Here is a 21991-nt window from a genome sequence, read left to right as displayed (position 1 = left end):
GGCAGAGCCTCCGGGTATGTATTCCCAGGCAGAGCCTGGGAACAAGGTTATGGCTACAATGACAGTTGACAGTTGACAGTTGACAGTTGACTGCTGACAGTTGACAGTTGACAGTTGACAGTTGACTGCTGACAGTTGACTACTGACTACTGAATTGGTAAAGGTAATTGAGAATTGGTAATGGGTAATTGAGGCAGAGCCTCCGGGTATGTATTCCCAGGCAGAGCCTGGGAACAAGGTTATGGCTACAATGACAGTTGACAGTTGACTACTGACTACTGACTACTGACTACTGACTACTGACTACTGACTACTGACTACTGACTACTGACTACTGACTACTGACTCAGTTTCTTCACGGCGCGAGTCAGACGCTGCAAATAAGGCTTGACAATTTCTTGATTTTGCCTCTGCAACTCGGACACTTGCTGCTGCAAATGCTGAATCTCGGTTTGCAGCATCCCTGCATCTATTGTGGGTCGATCGAGCAAGTCCTGCAATTGCTTGAGAGAACCTTGGATTGTATCAAAGTCTACTTCGTTCGATCGCTCCTGTAACTGAGCCGTAATAGTTTTAACTTCAGTTAACTGTTCGCCCATCAATAAAAATCGGACGTTGACATTTTCCCAATCATGCTCTCTGAGGGCGCTATTTTCCAAAATGCGGAGTTTTTGCTGCAAATCTGACAGTTGCGTGTGGAAATCCTGAGAATCTGCAGGCAGCGCCTGGGCTTGGCGTTCGAGGGAGGCTACGGCAGCTTGTACCTCGGCGATGACGCCGGATTCCAAGCCGAGGAGTTTTTGCTGCAAGTGGGAGACGGCGGTGTAGAGTTCCGCAGGTTCTCCAGGTAGTATCTGAACTTGCTGCGATCGACGTTCTACGGAGGCCTGTACGTCCGTAATCGCAGAATTTGCCTTTTGTTGCATTTGTTGCTCGAAACGCTGGCGATTGGCGAGATTTAGCGAGAGTGCTGCGGTTAAGGGGGCGGCAGCGTAGACAAATTGGCCCGACAATCCCGCAGCAATCGTGCCAATAGCTGAACCAGCAACAGAGGCGTATTCTACCAATTCTAGCCAGTCCGGCTGGTTCGGGACACTCCTGGAAGCTGGGAATGATGCTTTTTCAATCTTCTGCATAGCCTTTTAATCGTAGTCGGATAGATGGCGATACCGACATGATAAAAGCGATCGGCAAATAAATCAGGGCTATTTGTCAAATTTTCCTGATTGTGGTATTTTCATTGACCGAAAGCATCCAGGATACAAGCCCCCGGATTCATCCGTGGGGTCAATGCTTCAATTCTTTAATCTAAAATCTAAAATCTAAAATCTAAAATCGATTGACCTCGTGCCGGATAGCTTGTGCGTTTAAAACGCTCAGTCTCAGGTAAAATTCAGGATTAAGTCGATCGCTCAACATTTAAGCAATAAGCGTTCACCGCCGTCTGTCAGGAGTATACAGAAAATGGGTCTTAAGATTATTGAAAGCTACGATAGCAGTTTTGTCCTCGAACCCGATGCTAAAACTGCACTGTTCGGTTTATTAACCGGTGAAAGCTTTGTCAAACAAATAGCGCTACAATTGCAATGCTCGCGCATTGAGTTTGCCGAGTTACTTTTCCAGCCAGTCCCTTACAGCAGCGAGACGCCGAAGGGAATGCCTGCGGAATTTGAAAAGTATCATGAATCGACCGATTTTGCGATCGTCAACGTCCCGCCTAATTTCATGTTCCAAGCCAAAATATTTAAACCCAGCCGCCTCTGTGCAATCTATCGAGTTTTTAAGAATTAGGTAAAGGCTGGTTCATCTGTGGTTTAATCTAAAATCTAAAATCTAAAATCTAAAATCTAAAATCGGATGACAGAAGACATTCAATCTCTCGCCAGCTTAGAATTCATTTCCTACATAGACTCCGAGGGGAAATTGCCCGATTTTGTCCAGGGAAAAATCGGCGTCTACGCGATTTTTGACAGCGAGAAAGTCCTGCAATTTGTCGGCTATTCTCGCGACATTTACCTCAGCCTCAAACAGCATTTGGTACGCCAAACCCAATATTGCTACTGGCTGAAAGTCCAAACTATTGACAAGCCCAGCCGCACTATTCTAGAAAGCATCCGATCGAGTTGGATTGCCGAAAACGGTTTCCAACCCCAAGGTAACGGTGCCGATGCTGGCAAGTGGAACGATCCCATCGACACCAAAACTGTAATGACTGCCCAAGAAACGGCAAATTATGAAGGAATCTTCGCCGATGAAATTGCCAAAGATAAATTGTTGAAAAATGTCGCGCGGCGCGTGGAAAATGAAATTTTCGCGCTGCTGAAAGGTCGCGGCGTAACAGAAGAAATCCGGTTTAATCCCAAGCTGAAAACGAGCGGATTGTTGGATTTAAAGTAAATACGCTCTCTGGTCAATTCCCCACAATCAGCCCCGGTTTGTAATGAGGACTTCTATCAAATCCCGTAGCATGGTAATTAATATTACCCACAGCTTTCGAGACGGCGCCGCGCCCATTAGTCTCAACTTAAGATTTTAGTCCGCCAGTCCTCCCGCTCACCCGGCAGTCCGCCAGGGAATGAATTCCCTGTCTAATAGCAAAAGTCCTCTAAAAGAGGACTAATAAATTATTCAGTCCTCTTTTAGAGGACTTTCGCTTTGAGGCAGGGGTTTCAACCCCTGACGGACTGACGGATTATCGGTTTTACCTTAAACAGATGCTTGCGTACAATCTATCTGATATATCCTCTGGGTCTGTTAAATTTTAAAATGTTGAAATTTATTAAAATTTAACAGATATCGGAATCTGCACAATTAACTTGGTTCCTCGGCCCGGAGCTGAAATACAACTGATTTGACCTCGATGTTTTTCCACTACAATATCGTGACTGATTGCCAACCCTAATCCAATACCGCGGCCTACAGGCTTGGTTGTAAAAAATGGGTCAAATATCTGGTGGCGCACTTCCTCACTCATCCCACAACCGTTATCGGCAATGTGAATAACAACGGATTTATAATTGTGAATGGCTAATTTTGAATCTTGATTGTGCAGGGCCGCTTCTGACTCACAACTTAGTGAAGTGCTGATGAGGATTTTTCGGGGAGACGGTTGAGTTTCCAGGGCATCAATAGCATTACTTAGCAGGTTCATGAACACCTGATTTAACTCACTGGCGTAACAGGTGACTCTTGGCAGTTGGCTGTAGTCTTTAATGACCTCTATCTCACCAGCTTTGTTTGTTCCCTTCAGCCGATGCTGCAAAATAACTAAAGTATTGTCAATGCCTTCATGGATATCCACTGGCTTGTACTTTTGTTCGCCAAGGCGGGTGAATTTCCGCAAAGACATCACAATTTCGCTAATCCGAGAAGCACCCTCTGTCATCGAATTCAGCAGTTTTGGATAATCCTCTGCGATGAATTCGGGTTGAATCTCGTCCAATTCGCCCATAATTTCTGCAACGGGGTGGGGGTAGTAATGTCGGTACAATTCGACGAGGCGAAGCAAATCTCGTGTATAGTCCGCCGCGAGAGCAATATTACCGTAGATAAAGCTGACGGGATTGTTGATTTCGTGAGCAATTCCAGCAGCTAGTTGACCTAAAGAAGCCATTTTTTCCTTCTGTATTAACTGAGCTTGAGTTTTCTTTAGTTCAGTTACGGTTTGTTCGAGTTGCTTGGCGTAGGATTGTGTTTGCTGGAACAACTGCCGCTGCACGAGTTGGTTTGAGACGCGGGCGAGAACTTCTTGTTCGTGAAACGGTTTTGTGATATAATCTATACCACCAACTTCAAAGGCTTTGACTTTATCTAATACTTCATTCAAAGCACTGATAAAAATAATTGGAATGTCCTTGGTTTTGGGAGAATTTTTCAAGGCTTGGCAGACTTGGTAGCCGTCCATACCGGGCATCATGATGTCGAGCAAAATTAAGTCAGGAGGAGTTAACTCGATCGACCGCAGCGCTAGTTGGCCGTCGGGTGCGGTGCGTGTTTTGTACCCTTGCTGCGAGAGTATTTGAGCTAAAAGTTGCAAATTAGTCGGAATATCATCAACAATTAAAATATTCCCTTTTAAGACGGGAGTTGGTTCGTAATTCATATCTAGTTTGGTTAAATAACCTTTATAGGTTTGTAGTATCCCAGGTTTATGAAGTAGGGACACCGCACCGTGCCCATAGGTGTTAACTTAAGCTTTTTGTCCGCCAGTCCTTCCGCCTACCCGGCAGTCCTTAGCGGGAATGAATGCCACGGGGCTTATAGCGAAAGTCCTCTCAAAGAGGACTAATGAGTTTAAAAATTCTTCTTCTAAGTCCTCATAGCGAAGACTTTCGCTTTGAGGCAGGAGTTTCAATCCCTGTGGGACTATTGGTTTTACCTTAAATGGACACCAATGGGCCAGGTGCGGTGTCCCTACGGGGGGATAGATATATAAGATATATCTGGGGTGTACTTCATAAACCTGCTATCTGCTGTAATATCAATTCTCTTTCGTTTCGGGATGGATGAGAGCTAGTATTTGATTGAACTGAAACTCGTTAGCCAATGCGGCTAGGGCGCTAGCTAAAGCGTCATTGCGATCGCGAATTTGCTCAATTTGGATCAGAATTAACTCTAAATCGCACTCAATTGTGGCTTTCTCTAAAGCTGCCAGCCAATCTGCGGGTAAAGCTGCCAGAGTCTCTGGAGTCGGAGGCTCGATTTGAGTTGACTCGGGGACACTCTCCGGTTCATCGTAAATGTAACGCACTCCCAGATGTTTGTGGAGGGTGGCAAAAATTTCTGTATCTCGAAAGGGTTTGTGAATAAAGTCATCGCAATCATCTGAGACAGTAACGGTTTGCGCTTCCTCGGCGTTACCGGCACTCACGGCAATAATTGCCGTAGCTTGACCTTTAAGGGTGGCTTTAATGCGTTTGGTAGCTTCATGTCCATCCATCACGGGCATCCACATATCCATAAAAATTAAGTGTGGCTCAAAACTCGACCACATTTCAATAGCTTCCATGCCATTGGTGGCTTCTTCGAGTTCAAAGTTAAAGCCAGCGAGGAGTTTGATCAGCAGTTGGCGGTTGTCGGCTCGATCGTCCACAATCAAAATACGATAGCGTGGCTGATTGCGTTCCAGCGCTATCACCCGACGCGGTGGCTGTACGGGTTGAGTCGCCGGGGCATCAACGGCGCTGACGGGGATATCAAACGCGAAGGTGGTGCCGCGTCCAACTTCACTGCGTACAGTAATCACGCCGCCCATCAGCTTGACAAACTGTTGGCTGATAGCCAGCCCCAAGCCTGTTCCTTGCTGAGATTTTGTTCCTGTTTTGGTTTGCACAAAGGCTTGAAAAAGCTTATCTAACTCATCAGCAGCTATGCCGGCACCCGTGTCTTCTATTTCAAAATGTAATTGGTAATTACTGATTGGTAAATCCTGATTTCCACGGTCTATAAATGCACTTACTCTTAACCAAATTACTCCTTGTTTAGTAAACTTAATGGCGTTAGAAAGCAGATTAATTAAAACTTGGCGCAACTTCATTTGATCTGTTTGCACGTACTCAGGAGTTTCGCTATAGCAGTCAAATATTAACTGCAATTGTCGCTCCTTTGCCTGGAGCTGAAACATCTCTGCTAGATCGTTCAACAGGCTGCTTAATTGAAATTTTGTTGGGTTGATTGTAATGCGTCCCGCCTCTATTTTGGCTAAATCTAATATTTGATTGATCAGAGCTAGCAAGTGTTCTCCGCTGCGGTTGATGATACGGATATTTTCCTGTTGTTCGCGAGTGAGGTTGGTAGAGCGCTGCATCAATTGGGAGAATCCCAGAATTGCGTTTAGCGGGGTGCGAAGTTCGTGGCTCATATTTGCCAGGAAAGTGCTTTTGGCAAGGTTGGCTGCTTCTGCGGCCCAGGCGGCTTGTTGAAGCTCTACTGCTTGCTGTTGAGTGGCTTCGAGCAATTGAGCTTGTTGTAGGGCGACTCCCAATTGAGTGCTAATTTGTAGCCCAATATTGATTTCTGTTTCGCGCCAACTGCGGGGTGCAGAATTTTGATAGCTGGCGAGCAAACCCCAAAGTTTACTGCCGCAAAATATGGGAAAAATAACGTAGGCTCTAGCTTGAAATTGCTCTAACAGTTCTAGGTAACAAGGACTCAACCCAGCGGTGTATATGTCTTCAATTATGCGGTAAGGAACGCCTCTAGCATACATACCACCTTGATTTCTTTGTAGATAGGTATCCAGCACTGGTTCACCGGAGGCTTGCATAGTTTTCACGGTACAGCGAGAGTCTTCGACGAGAGTGTTTGGCACCTTAAAATCGTCGGGTTGTTGCATCAGAGATATCCAGCCCGGAGCCATTGACTCGGCAACAAATTCCCCACTCCAATCAGGATTAAAGCGATAGATACCGACTCGATCGCATTTTAGGGTTTGTCGCAGTTCAAATGTTGTGGTTTTGAATATTGTGTCAATATCTAAAGATTGACGGATGCGATCGATCGATCGGGCGATGGCTTGTTCTCCCTGAGCGCTTTCTCGCAAAGCTGACTCGGCTTCTTTGCGATCGCTAATATCCAAGACAGTGCCGAACAAACGGAGCAAATGCCCTTTTTCCTCATAAACAGGTTTCCCTCGAACTTCAATGTAACTGATCGAGCCATCTCTTCGGAGCAGCCGCAGATCAATTTCAAAGCTTTGCCCCGACATAGCTCGATCGCGCACCATTGTCAGATAGCGCGATCGATCTTCTGGATGAAAGCGCTCGATTAATTGTTCGTTTGGCAGCGGTTTTTGAGTCGGATCGAGTTCATAAATGCGATATAGTTCTTGACTCCAAGTGGTTGTTTCTGTGGCGATATCGTATTCCCAACTGCCAATACGGGCAATTTTTTGGGCTTCCAGCAGTCGGGATTCGGCTAACTGGCGATCGCTAATGTCGCGCGCTACCCAAACAGCAGAGCTATCCGACAGTGGCGAAATTTTAGCAGCAAACCAAACTTCTTGGTTATTAATCGGCAGACTGTAATCAAAACTAATAGTTTGTTGGGTTTCCAATGCCTGTCGAACTTGAGCAAAATAAATCTCCTCCCTTGGCTCATGAAAAAATTGTTCGATGATGGAGTCGATCTGATTCGTCTGATAGTTGTATTGAAAAATTCCCTTGGTGGGTATAATTTGGATAGTTTCTTCTTGAATATCAAAAATCAATACAATATCTGTAATCGACTCAAATATTTTCACAACTTGCTCAGTAGAAGTGGAAAGTTTTTGTTCGAGCAATTTGCGCTCGGCAATTTCAGATTGTAATAGTTCGTTGGCACGAGCTAAGGCGCAGGTACGTTCGACCACTTCGGCTTCTAAAGTGCGATTGTAGTCAGTTAAGATTTTTTCAGCTTGTTTGCGCTGTACGATGTTAGAAAAAGCAGTGATGGCATAAATAATGTTTCCGTCTTCGTCGAAAATTGGTGTGGCGCGCACCTCAAAAGGAATAAATTTCCCATCTCGATAAAGTTCTACATCTTCAAGAAATACTGTTTCCCCGCGCAGTGCTCGGAATGCGGGCAGTTCTTCAGTTGGATACGGCTGGTTTTGGCGGTAGATTTGATAAACTTCTACTGCTTCTTCTAAAGTCCCATCGGGAATAGTTTCTACGCCCAGCCCATGCTTGGCAGTTTCGTTGAAGTACACGACTTTACCGGAGGCATCGTGGATAGATACTCCCGCAGGTATGGCTTCAATAAATTGCTTGAGTTGGCTCTCTCTTTGCGCTAAAGCTTCATTTAAAGATTTTTGGTCTGCAAAAGCCTGTTGCAGTTGCGCTGCCATAAAATTGAAGGAATTGGCGAGTTCTCCCACTTCATCGAAGCGTCTAATTTCTAAAGGTTGATCCCATTTTCCTGTGGCAACATTTTTGGCTGCCGTATTCAAACGCATAATTGGCTTTGTTACCCAACGGGAAGTCAACAATCCGATCGCGATCGCCAGCGGCAGTGTACCCGTCAATAACCAGAATGTATTGCGCGTATTTGCTTGAATGCGAGCCATGAAATCCGACTCTGGCACCACCACCACAATCAACCAATCAAAGCCACGGAAATCTCGATAGGGAGTGACGCGGACAAACTGCCTATCGCCCTTGTTCGCCAAGGTAAATCGCTGGGTTGTTTGCAGTGCGCGGAAGTTGCCAAATCGGTTGGCGAGTTGTCGAGCAATATCTCGCGTTCGGGCATCCTTGCTGTTAGTGGCTAGCAATGGCGTCGGTTGCTTTTTTGTTGGCGTCACCAAGGGTTTTTCTAGTGTGGATGTGGCAATCAGATTGCCCGATCGATCCATAATAAAAGTTTGTCCCGACGCCGAGAAGTGCAGCCTAGCCAGAAAGGTATTGATTGCCGAGGGCCCATTATTATCGGTGAGGCGATCGCGGGTACGTTCTCCTACTTGTTCGATTAACTGATGCGCTACATCCTCGACTGATTCCTGACCACTTTTGAAAGAAAGATAGCCCACTAGCCCGACGGCGCTGACTGTTTGCAAAACAAACGGCACAATCAGAATCGTTCGCAGTGGCAGCTTGCTAAAAAAATTGGCGGTTAGGCGGTTGAAGTGATAAATGGGCATGGGTGTGAACCAATTGCGCTGGCGATCGTATTTTAACTGCTGTAGCGATTGGCGCGCCCTAAAAACTGTGAAATTTTCCGCCCGGTTCAATATAGGCAACTAATAGGGAAGATTGGACGCGGCTGTCAAATTTTCCTTATGTCATATCATGTCCGATCGATTAACCATAATATCCCGGTCGGGGCGGGTTTTTGAGATGGTCAATTATGGGCAATTATTATTGGCTCACGGGCCCCTACAAGATATAACATCATACAAATCCGAATCAAAATGTACAGGTTATATTATGTCCGGTAGCATCTATGATGTCGCACTATTCCTGTGGAACCTGTAGGGGCGGGTTCACCAATAGCTTGAAAAGTTGCAGACAGGTTAAATAAACCCGCCCCAACCTACCCAAAAACCCCTTATTGACGGCCGGTGCAACATCTCAGGTAGCCAGCGGGGACGGGTTTATGAGATTGTAGATTATGGGCAATTATTATTGGCTCACGGGCCCCTACAAGATTTAACCTCATACAAATCAGAATCAAAATGTACAGGTTATATTATGTCCGGTAGCATCTATGATGTCGCACCATTCCTGTGGAACCTGTAGGGGCGGGTTCACCAATAGCTTGAAAAGTTGCAGACAGGTCAAATAAACCCGCCCCAACCCACCCAAAAACCCATTATTGACTGCCGGTGCAACATCTCAGGTAGCCAGCGGGGGCGGGTTTATGAGATTGTAGATTATGGGCGATTATTATTGGCTCACGGGCCCCTACAAGATTTAACATCATACAAATCCGAATCAAACGGAAATGATATTATTCGTGTGTTCGTCGAACCCGATCGCCCTACTGCAAATTTTTTAACTTGGCTAAAACGGTGGCGAAGAGAACGGGTTCGATCGGCTTTGTTAAGTGTTCGTCGTAACTGAGATGTTGCACCATTCTCAATTACTTGTTTAGGAACAGGCAAGATGCCTGTTCCACAAAGAGTGAATTTTCTTGTGGAACGGGCCGGAGAGCCCGTTCTTGACAATGGTGCAAGATATCAGTTGTAACTGACATCTTGCAGCAATATCAATAAGAGGATTTTTCGTGGGGTCGGGCGGGTTTATAGAACCTATTTGCAAGCTTTAAGGCTGTTGGCGAACCCGCCCCTACGGCTAATTGACAATGGTGCAAGATATCAGTTGTAACCAGCGGCGATCGCCCGATCGCGATCTTCCTCGCTAGCATAAGCTGTCAGCGCCACGGCCGGCAAGCGCTTGATTTTGTCGGATGCGGACGATCGCACTTGGCGGATCGGCGAGTAGCCGTCCTCAACGGCCATAGCGATATCACTAACTAAGATATCCGGCGGCGACTCCTCTCAACTGCCGCTGCTTACTCCGAGGCTGTTTGAGAGGCAGTGTCACCGTAAATGTCGCACCCTGGTCTTTACCGGGACTTTCCGCAGTCACAGTGCCCCCGTGGAGTTGCACCAAGTGCTCGACGATCGCCAATCCCAGTCCCAAACCGCTGTCAGCCCTAGTTTTCGAGCCGTCTGCTTGTCGGAAGCGATCGAACACAAAGGGCAAAAACTCAGCAGAAATGCCCTTTCCGGTATCGCTGACAGTAATTTGCACGTAATTGGGTGATGAGGAATCGCTAACAGCTACCGCAGACAAGCGCACTTGCACATTTCCCCCCGAAGGCGTAAACTTGACGGCGTTAGTCAGCAAATTCCACACTACCTGCTGCAACCTCTGAGCATCGCCCCACATCAAGCTGACTGAGGGGTCAAGTTCTAACGAAACGGTGACAGACTTGGCCTCGGCTGCCAAACGAACTGAATTATGAGCCGCCTCGATCGTCCTTACCATGTAGAACCAGCCGGGTTTCAGGGCCAGCTTGCCTTGAATGATCCGGGAAACGTCAAGCAAATCTTCCACTAGCTGGCTTTGCACCTTCGACTGACGCTCAATGGCTTCCAAACCCGAAGCTAATTTATCTTTGTTGTAGGGGTGGGCGCGCAGGATCTGTGCCCACCCCTGAATCACATTTAAAGGCGTTCGCAATTCGTGGGAAAGAGAGTCTAGAAACTCGTCTTTCCGGCGGCTGATAGCTTCTGCTTCCGCCCGCGCGGCCTGTTCGCGATCGAGCAACTGAGCGCGTTGGGCCTCGACTTGCTTGCGATCGCTGATGTCGGCGACGATCGACATACAGTTGATATTGCCGTTGCTGTCGCGGACTGGAGTTGCCCACAAACTGATGTCGATCGAGCTGCCGTCTTTCCTTTGGCGCTGGGTTTCCATGCCGGCGATCGCCTTTCCTTCGCGAATTCCTTTCAAATTAGCCGTGAATTCTTCCCGCTTGTCTGCGGGAACGCTGGGCACAAATTGACCTACCGCCTCTGATTCATGCCAGCCAAAAATCCTCTCTGCTGCTGGGTTCCACATTTTCACAGTGCCGTCGTCGCAGTCCAAAACGGTAATTGCTAGGGGACAAGCCTGAATCAAGGCTTCTAAAGTTTGATGGATGTGCGATCGCGCTGCTTCTGCTTCTTTGCGATCGCTGATATCAACGTTCACCCCGATCATCCGCCAAGGCAAACCCCGATCGTCCTGAAACACCTTCGCCCTGCAAGCAATCCAGCCCACGCTTTTGTCCGGGCGGCAGATGCGGAACTCTATGTTTAATTCCTCCCCGGAAGCCCCCGCAGCTTGCACCTGCTGTTCGGTAACAGTGCGATCGTCTGGATGCACCATTTCCAGCCAAGTTTCATAGCTGTCGATACCGCCGGCAGGCAGCCCGTACAAAGCCTCTAACTCCGGTGTAGACGCGACCTCGCCGGTTTGGATGTTCCATTCAAAAGTTCCGATTTTGCCTGCTTGCTGAGCGATTTGCAGCCGTTCTTGATTGTGTTTGAGTTCTGCTTCCACGCGGGATATCTCGGTCAAGTCGATGTAGAATGCGACGATCGTCTCTGGTTCGCGATCGTCCGGGCACAGAGTGGTTCCGCCCATCAGAATCGGCACGCGGCTGCCATCTTTGCGGATGTACTCTTTCTTGAAAGGAGTTGCGACTCCCTTAGCCCGCAGTTCTTGGGCTGCTAAGGCGTCGAGGTGCAGGTATTCGGGGGGGGTCATCCTGTCCCACCGCATTTTACCGGAGAGCATCTCTGAGCGGGTGTAGCCGACCATGTTGAGCAGGGATTGGTTGGCGTAGGCGATGCGGCCGCTAAAATCGCCGATCGCAACTCCGAAAATATTTGACTCGAACAGCCGCCGGAATATGGCTTCGCTTTGCTGCATTACCCGTTTTGCTTGGTTGCGATCGGTAATTTCGGCTACCACAGTGCTGACTCCCAGCAGTGTTCCTGATTCATCACTCACGGGGTAAAAGCTGATTTGCCAATCGCGCAAAACTCCCGGCTGTTGCTTGGTTTCGGCTTTAACTTCCAAGTCGAGCACGGGGGTTTGCGTCGCCAGCACTTGGCGGTAAATCGGCTCTAGCATATCGGCCATTTCGGGAATTACTTCTCTAACGGTATGTCCGATGTAATCTGCCATCGATTTGCCGTCGATCGCAGCGAGGCATTCGTTCAGGCGGATGTAGCGCAAATTGGTATCGACAAAGCACAGCCCGACTGGTGTGGTTTTGTAAACTAAGTCGAGTTCTGCTAGTTGGCGGCGAAGGCGTATTTCGTTTTCTCGAAGTTGGTTTTGGGCTTGTTTGCGATCGGTGATATCTAGTACGAATAATGCTCCTTTGTCTGTGCATCCTGGCAAGTTTCCGCCGCCGATTAAAATTGGGAAGCGCGAGCCGTCTTTGCGGATGAATTCTTTTTCATAAGGCGCGCAACTTCCTTCCGCTTCGACTTGCGCGATGGCGGCGCGATCGAGTTCTGCGTATTCCGGCGGCGTGATATCGGACCAGCGAATCTGTCCTGAAACTAAGTCTTCCCTCGTATATCCAATCATTTTCAGCAAGGCGTCGTTAGCGTCAGTAACTTCCCCGTTGACATCCCAGAAACCGATGCCGATCATGTTAGATTCTACCACGCTGCGGAAGCGCATTTCGCTTTCCCGCAAAGCTAATTCTGTTTGTTTTTCTGCGGTAATATCTGTGATAATTAGGCCGACTCCGATTATTTCTTCTCTTTCATTTTTCACTGGGTAGTAGTTGGCTAGCCAGTAACCGAAATATCCCGGTTTCCCATGAGGTTCGCCGCTCATTTCTAAGTTTAAAACAGGCTGGCCGGTTTCTAAAACTTGCTGAATTATCGGCGCAAATTTGGCTGCATGTTCTGGCAACAATTTGCGGAAGTCTTGGCCGAGATGCTGTTCTATCGGCAAACCGTTGAGTTCTGCTAATACTTGATTGATACGGATGAAGCGCATTTCGCGATCCATAAAGCAAATCGCTAGGGGAGATGCTTCTAACAGCGCGTCAATTAAGGCAAAGGATTGCGATGTTTGAGATAGTGCTTGTTGCGCTTCAGTGTAAAGTCGGGCGTTGTCTAGGGCGATCGCCACGCGATATGCTAAATCTTCTAGCATTGCCATGTCTTCTGCACTGTAGCGGCGGCCCAACTTCGAGGTAAAGCAAGTGATGGAACCCATTACCCGCCCGCGAGCTCTCAGCGGTACGCAAGCGTGAGATCCGATATTGAGCGAGCGCAATTTTTCCTTTTCTGCTGAATTTTCGGCGAGTGCTGCTAAAATTTCCTCATCCACTTCGGCAATTAGTTCGGATTTTCCGGTGCGGATTACCACGGGATAGCCGTTAACAGCATTGTCGGCGATCGAACTTCGGATGCTGAAGTTATTAATAGTCTCAACCATAGAGGGTTCTGCGTGAGCCACAGCGACTAGACGCACTTTTGACCCCGTTTCGGTCAAATGAATGCAGCACCCGTCGGCGATCGAATTTATTGCTAATTCTGCTACCTTTTGCAGCACCGTTTCCCCGTCAAACGCATCAGCCAGCATTTTGCTGACTTCTGCTAAAAATGCCGAGCGCTGCTGTTCTATTTCCGCTTTTTCCCTTGCTGTTTGCTCGATTGTTAACTGCAATCTTTGAGTTTCGGCAAGTTTTATTTCTGTGATATCGCGGGCGACAATTAAGGCTGATTCTGGTATGCCATTTTTGTCAAATTCTGGAACTACGCGGGATTGATAACTTCGGATGCCGTTGATTGATAAAGCCTGAAATTCGATTATTTCTTCTTGACCTGTTTCTAACACTTTGTGCAGGGTTTCATCCCACATCTGGCACTGTTCCGGCGGTATTCCTATTTCTTGACTGGTTTTACCGAGGAAGAATGAAATTGGTTTTCCTTGGCTTCTTTCAACTGCTTGATTGACATAAATATAACGCAGCTCTTTGTCAGTGCGGATAATGATATCTGGCGTATTTTCTAACAGCGTTCTCAGTTGTTGTTCGCTGCTTGCCAAAGCTGCTTGCGCTTGTTGTCTTTCCGTGACATCTCTCACCGTGCCCACATATCCGATGAGTTCGCCGGAGTCGGAGAACATCCGCGAGGCACAAACGTTAATCCAGCGCACAATCCCTTCTGGTGTTTGCAGGCGATACTCGATCGCATATTCCCCACCTTGCCGAGTATAATCCAGCCATCGGCTCAATACGCGATCGCTGTCTTCCGGGTGAATGCACTTCTCCCAACCGTCTCCTAAAAGTTCTGCCACACTTAAGCCGCAAATAGCCTGACAGCGTGGGTTTGCATAGGTGTAGCGCCCATCAAAATCTGCAATAAAAATGCCGACAGGCGAACAGGAACTTAAACAGCGAAATCGTTCTTCTTGAGCTTGCAGCGCTTCTTTAGCTACTGTCAGTTCTGCTGTGCGTTCTTTGACGCGGCTTTCTAGTTTGGTGTAGGATAAACCCAGAGCTATTTCTGCTTTTTGGCGATCGGTAATATCGATCCCAGTTCCTATGACATATTCGACCAAACCCTTGCCATCTGTCGTCACAGTATTCGACCAATAAATTAAGCGCTTAGAGCCGTTTTTAGTGCGCCAATAGTTTTGATATTCGCTGTTAAAATGTTCGCCTTTTAGCTGGGTAAAAACTGTTTTAACTGGCTCTATTTCTTCGGGAATTAAGAACAAATCCCAAACATATTTATTAACAACTTCTGCTGTCGAGTAACCTGTAGTTTTTTCGCAAGCTTGGTTAAAGCGGACAATCCGTCCTTGGCTGTCTAGAACTACAATCAAGCAAGCTGTCGTGTCAATTACTTTTGAAATAATATTACGTTCTATTTCTAGTTCTTGTTCTGCGGACTTTAAGCCAGCATACCAAGCGATAACGGCAGCGGCCAAAAGTAAGATTGCAGAACCTGCCTGGAAGGAAAACAGTAACAGAGTTGTCAGCAGTAAAGCCGTGCCGGCGCTAAATGTAGCAATACTGTAAGATTTAATGGGTAAGGGCAAGACCTCAAACTCGCTCATTTTTGTTGACCTGTAGCGATGGCGCGATCGCACTATTGCTTATGTCGATGAAACAACCTTGTTAAAACTCAGTTAAAACTAAGTATTTATTTTTTCTATACAAAACCACATTTGTCAGCTCTGTGCCATCTTCCCAGAGGCAGATTGGGAGGGGGATTTCTGCTGAATCAACTGCTATCATAGAGCCAGGGACAAATTAGATTATCTAATTTCTGGGAGAAATAAGCGAGTGAATCACAAGCTGGCCAAAATTATCGGATTATTTTTCGCAGCCGCCACCCTCTTTGGATTTGTCGGTTACGCGCTTCAAAATCCCGACTTCGCCAGCAGCTCAGCGATATCGATCGGCTTCCCCAATCTTACCACCGCTGCCGTCGGGGCGATCGACAACAAACGCTCCCAAATCTATCTCAACGGAACTTGGCAATTTGTCCCTGCAGTTGGCAACCCCCAAAACCCCCCCGTCTCCCCAAGTTGGGGTTCCATCCAGGTACCTGGAGACTGGCAAAAAGAAAACCACGACTCCGTACCCGGAATCATCACTCGCGGCAACGGCAAAGATTGGGAAAACTTCAACAGTAAACAACTATCAAAAGCTTGGTATCAGAGAAATATAGACATTCCCCGCGACTGGACAAACCGCCGAATATTTCTCGACTTAGCCAGAGTCAGCACCGATGCAGTCATCTTTGTCAATGGCATTAACTGCGGTCAAGTCCCCTGGCCCTACGGCACTATTGAAATTACCAAAGCAGCAAAACCCGGTCAAAACACCCTATCTATTTTAGTGATAGCAGTATCCGATGAAAAGGAAAAAGCCGTCATCATGGGCCCCACAGAAATTTACACAGAAAAATCCAAGTTGCAATCGCGGGGAATCATCGGCGAAGTACGGCTTCTGAGCCTTCCCCCAGGCCCGCTAATTAGGGACGTATTCGTCCAAACTTCCACTCGAAAAAAGCAAGTTAAATTAGATGTAGAACTCAAAGACGTTGCCCAAAGCGGTCAAGTAGAAATAATCGCGCAAATGCTCGACGAAAAAGGCAAGGTACAACAAAAATTTACCGCCACTGCCAACGTTAAAGCTAAAGCTATTCAAACCGTACAAGTTGAGTGGAATTGGCCAAATCCCCGTCTTTGGGATGTCGGGCAACCAAACCTTTACACCCTGCAATTAGAAGTAAAAGGCAGCGGCATTGACACGCAATACTACCAACCTTTTGGCTTCCGCGAATTTTGGATAGAAGGGCGCAAATTTTTCTTAAACGGAACTGAATTTCGGCTGCGACCAAACTTGCACTCCGAGTCTTGGCAAGGCGGGACAGTTGAAGTCTCTGACGGTCTAATTGATGGCTACGTAAAAGCAGGTTTTAACATAACAGAAATGTGGCCTTGGAATCACGACGAACGGGGTAAATGGCACTTCCGAGAGTTATTTTCCGAAAGAGCAGACCTCAAAGGTTTTCCAATTATGGCTCCCGCTTTAGACATTAGTCCTATCGCTTGGAACGGCAAGTGGAGAAACCCCCTGTGGAAAAACCGCTGGAAAGCCCGAATGGTGACTGAAATGCGCCGCTACCGCAATCATCCATCAGTATTAATGTGGGCGACAATTCCTAATTTTTTCGGCCACGCTGACGACCAAAATCCCCGTCGCATCGGCAAAACTAAAGTAGAAGGAACTCTCAGTCCGTCGGACAACGAGCGTTTGCGGGTCAACACTCCCCTAGGAAATGATGCTATAGCGGCGATTAAATCCGCTGACCCCACCAGACCTGTGATGGTACACCAAGGCGCAAATTTCGGCGATGTTTATGCGCTGAATTCTTATTTAAATATGATTCCCTTGCAAGAACGGGAAGAGTGGATTTCTGAGTGGAGCAAAACCGGGGAAAAGCCCTACATGGCAGTCGAGTTTGGCACTCCTCTGCACGCAACGATGATGCGGGGCCGCAAAGGTTTTGGTCAGGCCATTCTCAGCGAACCTTGGATGACTGAGTTTGCGGCAATTTATTTTGGCAAGCAGGCTTACGAGTTGGAAACTGCCGCTTATAAAACTACAATTCGCCAGCAATTTGTCAAGGGTCAGGAGTATCAAAGCTGGCATTTTAAAAACGAGTTAGATTTTGCACCAGCTTTTCAACAGTTGCAGCAGTTATTCAGTACAAATACTTGGCGGAGTTGGCGGACTTTTGGAATGTCTGGGGGGATGATTCCTTGGAATGACGGACATGGTTGGGAAGTTTCCGAAGCTGGCAGAAAAAAGGTGGATATTGGGGGATTTCAACCTGGTCGCCGGGGAGTTTATTTGAAGCAAGTAGCGAATAATCTTTTGAATTATTACCAGCCCGAAGCTTACACTGTTCATCCTGGGGGCGAGGCAATTATGAATAATAATAGCTCGACTTTGGCTTGGATTGCTGGTGCTAGCCCGGTTTTTACTGCGAAAGATCACAATTTGTTTGTGGGCGAAAAACTGGCAAAGCAAGTAGTGTTAATTAACGATAGGCGGACGCCGCAAGAATTTTCGTTTAATTGGCAGGTTTTGGTGGGGGGAAAAGAAGTAAAAAAAGGCGAGAGAAAAGGCCGGATAGAGGCGGCAGGAACGCTGTTTTTCCCAATTGATATAAAATTGCCAAATACCATTTCTAGCAAGGCTGACGGCGAAATTCGCTTGACTGCGCGAGTGGGCGAGCGATCGCATTCTGATACATTTGCTTTCCGCGTTTTTCCCAAACAATCCAATATCAAAGATGCGGTGACAATCTTCGATCCAGCGGGCAAAACATCGGCCATGTTAAAACAATTAGGTCATCAGCTTGTCCCGTGGAATGGTTCGCAAGTCTCCTCGCTATTAATTATCGGTAGGGAAGCATTTTCTAGCGGGGAAAATTTGCCGGGAAGTTTAGAAGCTTTTGTCCGAAACGGCGGCAAAGCAATTGTGTTTCCTCAGCGCCGGGAATGGCTGGAGAATACGGGTTTCCGGGTTGCCGGCCATGTCAGCCGCCGCGCTTATCCAGTTGACAGCAACCATCCGGCAATTAGCGGTTTAGACAGTGAAGATTTGCGGGATTGGGTGGGGGAAAGCACGCTGGTTGAAGCTTATCCAGATACAATTAAAACTGGCCCTAATTTGACTCAGGCAAATAAACATTGGTACGGCTGGCGCTGGGGAAATCGCGGCGGTGTCAGTAGCGCTTCTATTGAGAAGCCTCACCGCAGCGGTTGGCGCCCCATTTTGGAATCTGAGTTTGATTTAGCTTATTCGCCGCTGATGGAATTGGATTACGGAAAAGGGCGGCTGATTTTAAACGAGTTGGATTTGGAAGACCATTATTCTGTAGACGCTGGGGCGGCGCAGTTAGTGCAACAAATTGTGAGTTACGGGATGAATTCTCCGGTGGTTGGAAAGCCGGATAAAGTGGTTTTAATAGGGGGAGATGGAGATGCCCAAAAGTTGGACAGTTTGGGGGTAATTTATCAGCGCGCTAGTTCGCTTTCTAATGATGTTGGTTTGGTGATTGTGGGGAGAGAAGCGAATCTGAAAGATGCAGATTTGCGCGGTTATTTGAATGCTGGTGGGAAGGCGTTTTTCTTGTCGCGTCAAGTGCCTGCTGCGGGTTTGGGCGTAGATTTGCAGCAAGCGCAGGATTTCGGGGGTTCGCTGGCGGTTCCGAGTTGGGATGAGGTGAAGGGGGTTAGTGCTTCAGATTTGCGATCGCGCTCTTTTTATGATACTTGGTTGATTAAGTCTGGGGGAGAAATCGGTGCTGACGGTTTGTTAAGTCGGGTAAAAGTTGGCAAGGGTGTGGCGATTTTCTCCCAGATTGAACCGGACAGTTTGAATGCTGATACTAAGACTTATTTGCGTTTTACTCGCTGGCGGCAAACCCGGGCCAATGCTCAGATTTTGGCTAATTTAGGGGCGAGTTTTAAGGCTGATGGATCTGTGTTTAACGGTTCGAGTCGGGAGTTTTATCACTGGGATTACAGAACGGATTTTGAGAAGGGGGACGATCCTTATCGGTATTATCGATGGTAGGAAGTTCGGCAGCGGATTTTGTAGCGGATGTAACGGATGTAACTGAGATGTTGCACAATTCTCAATTACTTGCTTAGGAACAGGCTCTCCGGCCTGTTCCACAAGAGATAAATTTTCTTGTGGAACAGGCCGAAAAGCCTGTTCTTGACAATGGTGCAATTTGTCAGCATTGCAGTTATCCAAGCTAGGGATTAAAAGTGCGATCGAACAGAGGTTAGCCATTTCAATGTTAAATTGCTGATTTTATTATACTGTTAAATATCAAAGGTCAAAGTGACGGCGGAAGCGGGGGTCTAGTTTGTCGGTTTTCTTTTGGTTGCAGGCGCTGCAGAGGGTTTGCAAGTTGCTGATGTCGTTGCTGCCGCCGCGCGCTAGGGGGATGATATGATCGATCGTGAGTTGGGTTTCTAGCTTGGTTTGGCCGCAGCTTTGGCACTGGTATTTATTGCGGGTGAATACGTATTTTCTGACTTCTGGAGGAATGGGGATTCTAGGGGTTTTAGACATGATGATTTTTAAGCGCAGATGAACGCGAATGAACGCGGATGTTTGATGGATTAGCTGGGTGAGTTTTCTTGATTGAGAAGTTGGCGGCGCAAATCATCGAGGGGGGATTCTGGTTGGCTAGTTTCTGATTCGTTGTTTTCTGGTGTTTCTTCAACGTCTGGTTCGTCGGGGCAAAACTCTATAGTGACATTGAGTTTGAGTCTAATCTTTCCTTTCTGCCAGCCCTGAGCACCCACTCTGAGAATTTCACAATCTATACCTTCACCAAACCATTTCTCATATAAATATCTTATGTTATGTAATTTACCACCATGAAAATTACCGTCACGACCTACATCAATAATTATTTTCTGTTCGCTTAAGGAATTAGTGAGTGTCTCTCCTAACCCATGTTCAGGAAAAACTCTATTTACTGTTTCCTTGAGTTTTTCTACTTTAAGCATTGCGTTACCAAAAGATAAAGCATCATCATTGCCGCAGTTGTGCAAATCAACTTTATTTTTCATATTCATTGCTAATTTATTTAAACTGTCATCCTAACTATTTTAGAGTAGTATCTCTCTTTTGGCAAGCAAGAACCGGGCGAATAGAATTCGCGTCTACACAAACAAAGTCCGCCTGCGCGGACTAAGAATGTTTTTTTTCAACCCGCGAAGGCGGGTTTTGTCTGTGTAGACGCGATTTCCAATCGCCTGGTTTCCTATCATTTTGCCCAATTACAGGCAACAAATGCTCGTGCAACTTCATCGCCTGCAAACAACTATTAATCCCAGAAACCGCCCGATCGTACTCTTGAATCTTCTGCTCATTCTCAGCTTGCCGCCACAGATTCCCAGCAATCTTTTCCTCCGCCTCCTGTGCCAAAGTTTGCTCCAAATAATCGCGGGCTTGACTGTATTTCTGCAAAATATCATCAGCTTGCTTTTGGGTCAGCGGCAACAAATGCTCTTTCAGGGTTTGGTTGACAGTCTGGCGGAAAGTTTGCCGAATAGTTCTCGATACTTTCGGCTCAAAATCTAGCCGCAATAATTGCCGAATTGCCGGTTGGGCATCTACCATATTTTCGCAGTCGAAACCTTGAGAAGTTTGCTGCAATGTTTCCCGGAATTGATAAATCGAAAATGTGCCTTCGTCGTAAAAACGGGGACTTTCTCGCACGTAGCGATCGCACTCAACGCCCGCCGCATTTACCAAAGCATCAGAAACCCGCTTTGATAACTCCTCTAACTGCTGTTCAATTCCCCCGTCGTTCCCCAACAACCGATAGAGTAATCGATAGTATTCCGACTTGCGAACGCTATCTTTCAAATACTGGAAATAATTATCAACCAGTGACTTAGTAGCCTCTACTAAAATATCTTCCAACTGATTCGCTAAATAATAAAGCGCTTCAACTAAAACAGCAATTAAAGGTGCTGTGGCATTGCGGGGATGATTGCGTAAAGTGCGCCCGTAAGCCGCCTCAACAGAAAATCCATCTAACAATTCATCCAAGCGGCGGATCATCCGAGATTGCAGTTGCCGAAAGTCTATATCGAAAATATCGCATCTGTTCATAATCATTTCATTGACTTCTTCGGCGATATGTTCCCGAAAATCCTGTCCGACTTGCTGCAACTCTTGATTTAGTCGCAAAAGTTCTTGCGCTTTCATTGCTTCAATTTCACGGGGCTGGCTGTCCAAATTCCGCTGAATTGTTTGGTAATGTTTCCGCAGTTGAATGCACAAGTCTTCTAAGTCGTCAGCTAAATTTTTGAACAGTTGCGGGCGTTTTTCTTCGGTGAGGTAACGGGTGATGGCTGTGCGAAAATCTTCGATACCGCTATCTTGAATTAATTGAGCAATTAATGGTTGTCCTTGTTCCGCAAGAATCCGCACGTAGTTTTCATTGGGTGTTTCGTAGCTGTTAACTGAAATGCGAAATTTGCTCGGAGATAGTTTGCCGTAATTCGCACAGTAGCGATTAAATTCACTCACAAATTGCGGAGTTTCTTCACTAATACCGATAAATTATGAATCTAATTTATCATCTACAGAAACTCGCCGTTGACTGTGGCAAAGATTGTATTTAAACCAAAGCGATCGCGCCCTGTTGTCCCTCGAATCAAACTCCCGTAAAATCCCAACAATCCGCTAGTTTTGTAAACTCTGGCAGTATCGCGAAAGTCGGAATTAATCAGATTTTCTAAGCGCTGTCGCAGTTGCGTGTTGTACCAAGTTTCGTCAATGCGGTTGAAAATGTAAAACAGTCGATCGCGAATTCCCGGATTTCCCCGTGTCTTTTCCATCAACTCGGTTTCTTCGGGAGCATCCCGATTTTGCAAATATACAAAAGTATGATAAGGTGCGCCGCTTTTGGGGAAAACCGACACTTAGCTTC

13 protein-coding genes are annotated in these 21991 nt (G+C 46.9%); 3 read left to right on the top strand and 10 right to left on the bottom strand.

The genetic code is table 11. The annotated features are described in order from the left end of the window. Both QUA16_RS14185 and QUA16_RS14180 read right to left on the bottom strand, forming a co-directional pair. On the bottom strand, positions 1–237 hold a 237-nt coding region (locus QUA16_RS14185), incomplete at its 3' end, for a hypothetical protein (protein ID WP_333103958.1). 101 nt (positions 238–338) lie between these two features. Then, positions 339–1136 (bottom strand): hypothetical protein, encoded by a 798-nt coding sequence (locus QUA16_RS14180; protein ID WP_333103957.1) that lies wholly within the window; start codon positions 1134–1136, stop codon positions 339–341. 328 nt (positions 1137–1464) lie between these two features. On the opposite strand from QUA16_RS14180, the gene QUA16_RS14175 reads away from it, so the two are divergent. Next, positions 1465–1791, top strand: coding sequence for a hypothetical protein (locus QUA16_RS14175; RefSeq protein WP_333103956.1), 327 nt, complete (start codon positions 1465–1467; stop codon positions 1789–1791). A 66-nt stretch (positions 1792–1857) separates the two neighbouring features. Further along, a complete protein-coding gene (locus QUA16_RS14170; protein ID WP_333103955.1) occupies positions 1858–2397 on the top strand; it encodes a GIY-YIG nuclease family protein in 540 nt (179 codons plus the stop codon). A gap of 382 nt (positions 2398–2779) precedes the next feature. Here QUA16_RS14170 and QUA16_RS14165 read toward each other — a convergent pair whose 3' ends face one another. The 4 genes from QUA16_RS14165 to QUA16_RS14150 form a co-directional block, all read right to left on the bottom strand. After that, the gene (locus tag QUA16_RS14165) at positions 2780–4102 is read right to left on the bottom strand and encodes a response regulator (RefSeq protein ID WP_333103954.1); all 1323 of its coding nucleotides are present in this window, start codon (positions 4100–4102) and stop codon (positions 2780–2782) included. 378 nt (positions 4103–4480) lie between these two features. After that, positions 4481–8716: an ATP-binding protein gene (locus tag QUA16_RS14160; RefSeq protein ID WP_333103953.1), complete on the bottom strand. Its 4236-nt coding sequence runs from the start codon at positions 8714–8716 to the stop codon at positions 4481–4483. A 1077-nt stretch (positions 8717–9793) separates the two neighbouring features. Then, complete coding sequence (locus QUA16_RS14155) at positions 9794–9937, bottom strand: hypothetical protein (protein ID WP_333103952.1); 144 nt, start codon at positions 9935–9937, stop codon at positions 9794–9796. Positions 9938–9947: 10 nt separating this feature from the next. After that, on the bottom strand, positions 9948–15062 hold the full coding sequence (locus QUA16_RS14150) for a PAS domain S-box protein (protein WP_333103951.1): 5115 nt from the start codon (positions 15060–15062) through the stop codon (positions 9948–9950). Positions 15063–15291: 229 nt separating this feature from the next. On the opposite strand from QUA16_RS14150, the gene QUA16_RS14145 reads away from it, so the two are divergent. Further along, the gene (locus QUA16_RS14145) at positions 15292–19104 is read left to right on the top strand and encodes a sugar-binding domain-containing protein (protein WP_333103950.1); all 3813 of its coding nucleotides are present in this window, start codon (positions 15292–15294) and stop codon (positions 19102–19104) included. Positions 19105–19365: 261 nt separating this feature from the next. Here QUA16_RS14145 and QUA16_RS14140 read toward each other — a convergent pair whose 3' ends face one another. The 4 genes from QUA16_RS14140 to QUA16_RS14125 form a co-directional block, all read right to left on the bottom strand. Then, positions 19366–19611: an HNH endonuclease gene (locus QUA16_RS14140; protein ID WP_333103949.1), complete on the bottom strand. Its 246-nt coding sequence runs from the start codon at positions 19609–19611 to the stop codon at positions 19366–19368. A 50-nt stretch (positions 19612–19661) separates the two neighbouring features. Beyond that, the gene (locus tag QUA16_RS14135; protein WP_333103948.1) at positions 19662–20117 is read right to left on the bottom strand and encodes a KGK domain-containing protein; all 456 of its coding nucleotides are present in this window, start codon (positions 20115–20117) and stop codon (positions 19662–19664) included. Between the two features lie 121 nt (positions 20118–20238). Then, positions 20239–21588: a hypothetical protein gene (locus QUA16_RS14130; RefSeq protein WP_333103947.1), complete on the bottom strand. Its 1350-nt coding sequence runs from the start codon at positions 21586–21588 to the stop codon at positions 20239–20241. 53 nt (positions 21589–21641) lie between these two features. After that, the gene (locus QUA16_RS14125) at positions 21642–21983 is read right to left on the bottom strand and encodes a hypothetical protein (protein ID WP_333181182.1); all 342 of its coding nucleotides are present in this window, start codon (positions 21981–21983) and stop codon (positions 21642–21644) included. Positions 21984–21991 lie beyond the last annotated feature (8 nt).

The sequence above is a fragment of the Microcoleus sp. S13_C3 genome (assembly GCF_036700905.1).
Taxonomy (GTDB): domain Bacteria; phylum Cyanobacteriota; class Cyanobacteriia; order Cyanobacteriales; family Microcoleaceae; genus Microcoleus.
Note: the sequence above shows the minus strand (reverse complement) of the source record. Positions and strands in the feature narration are given on the sequence as shown.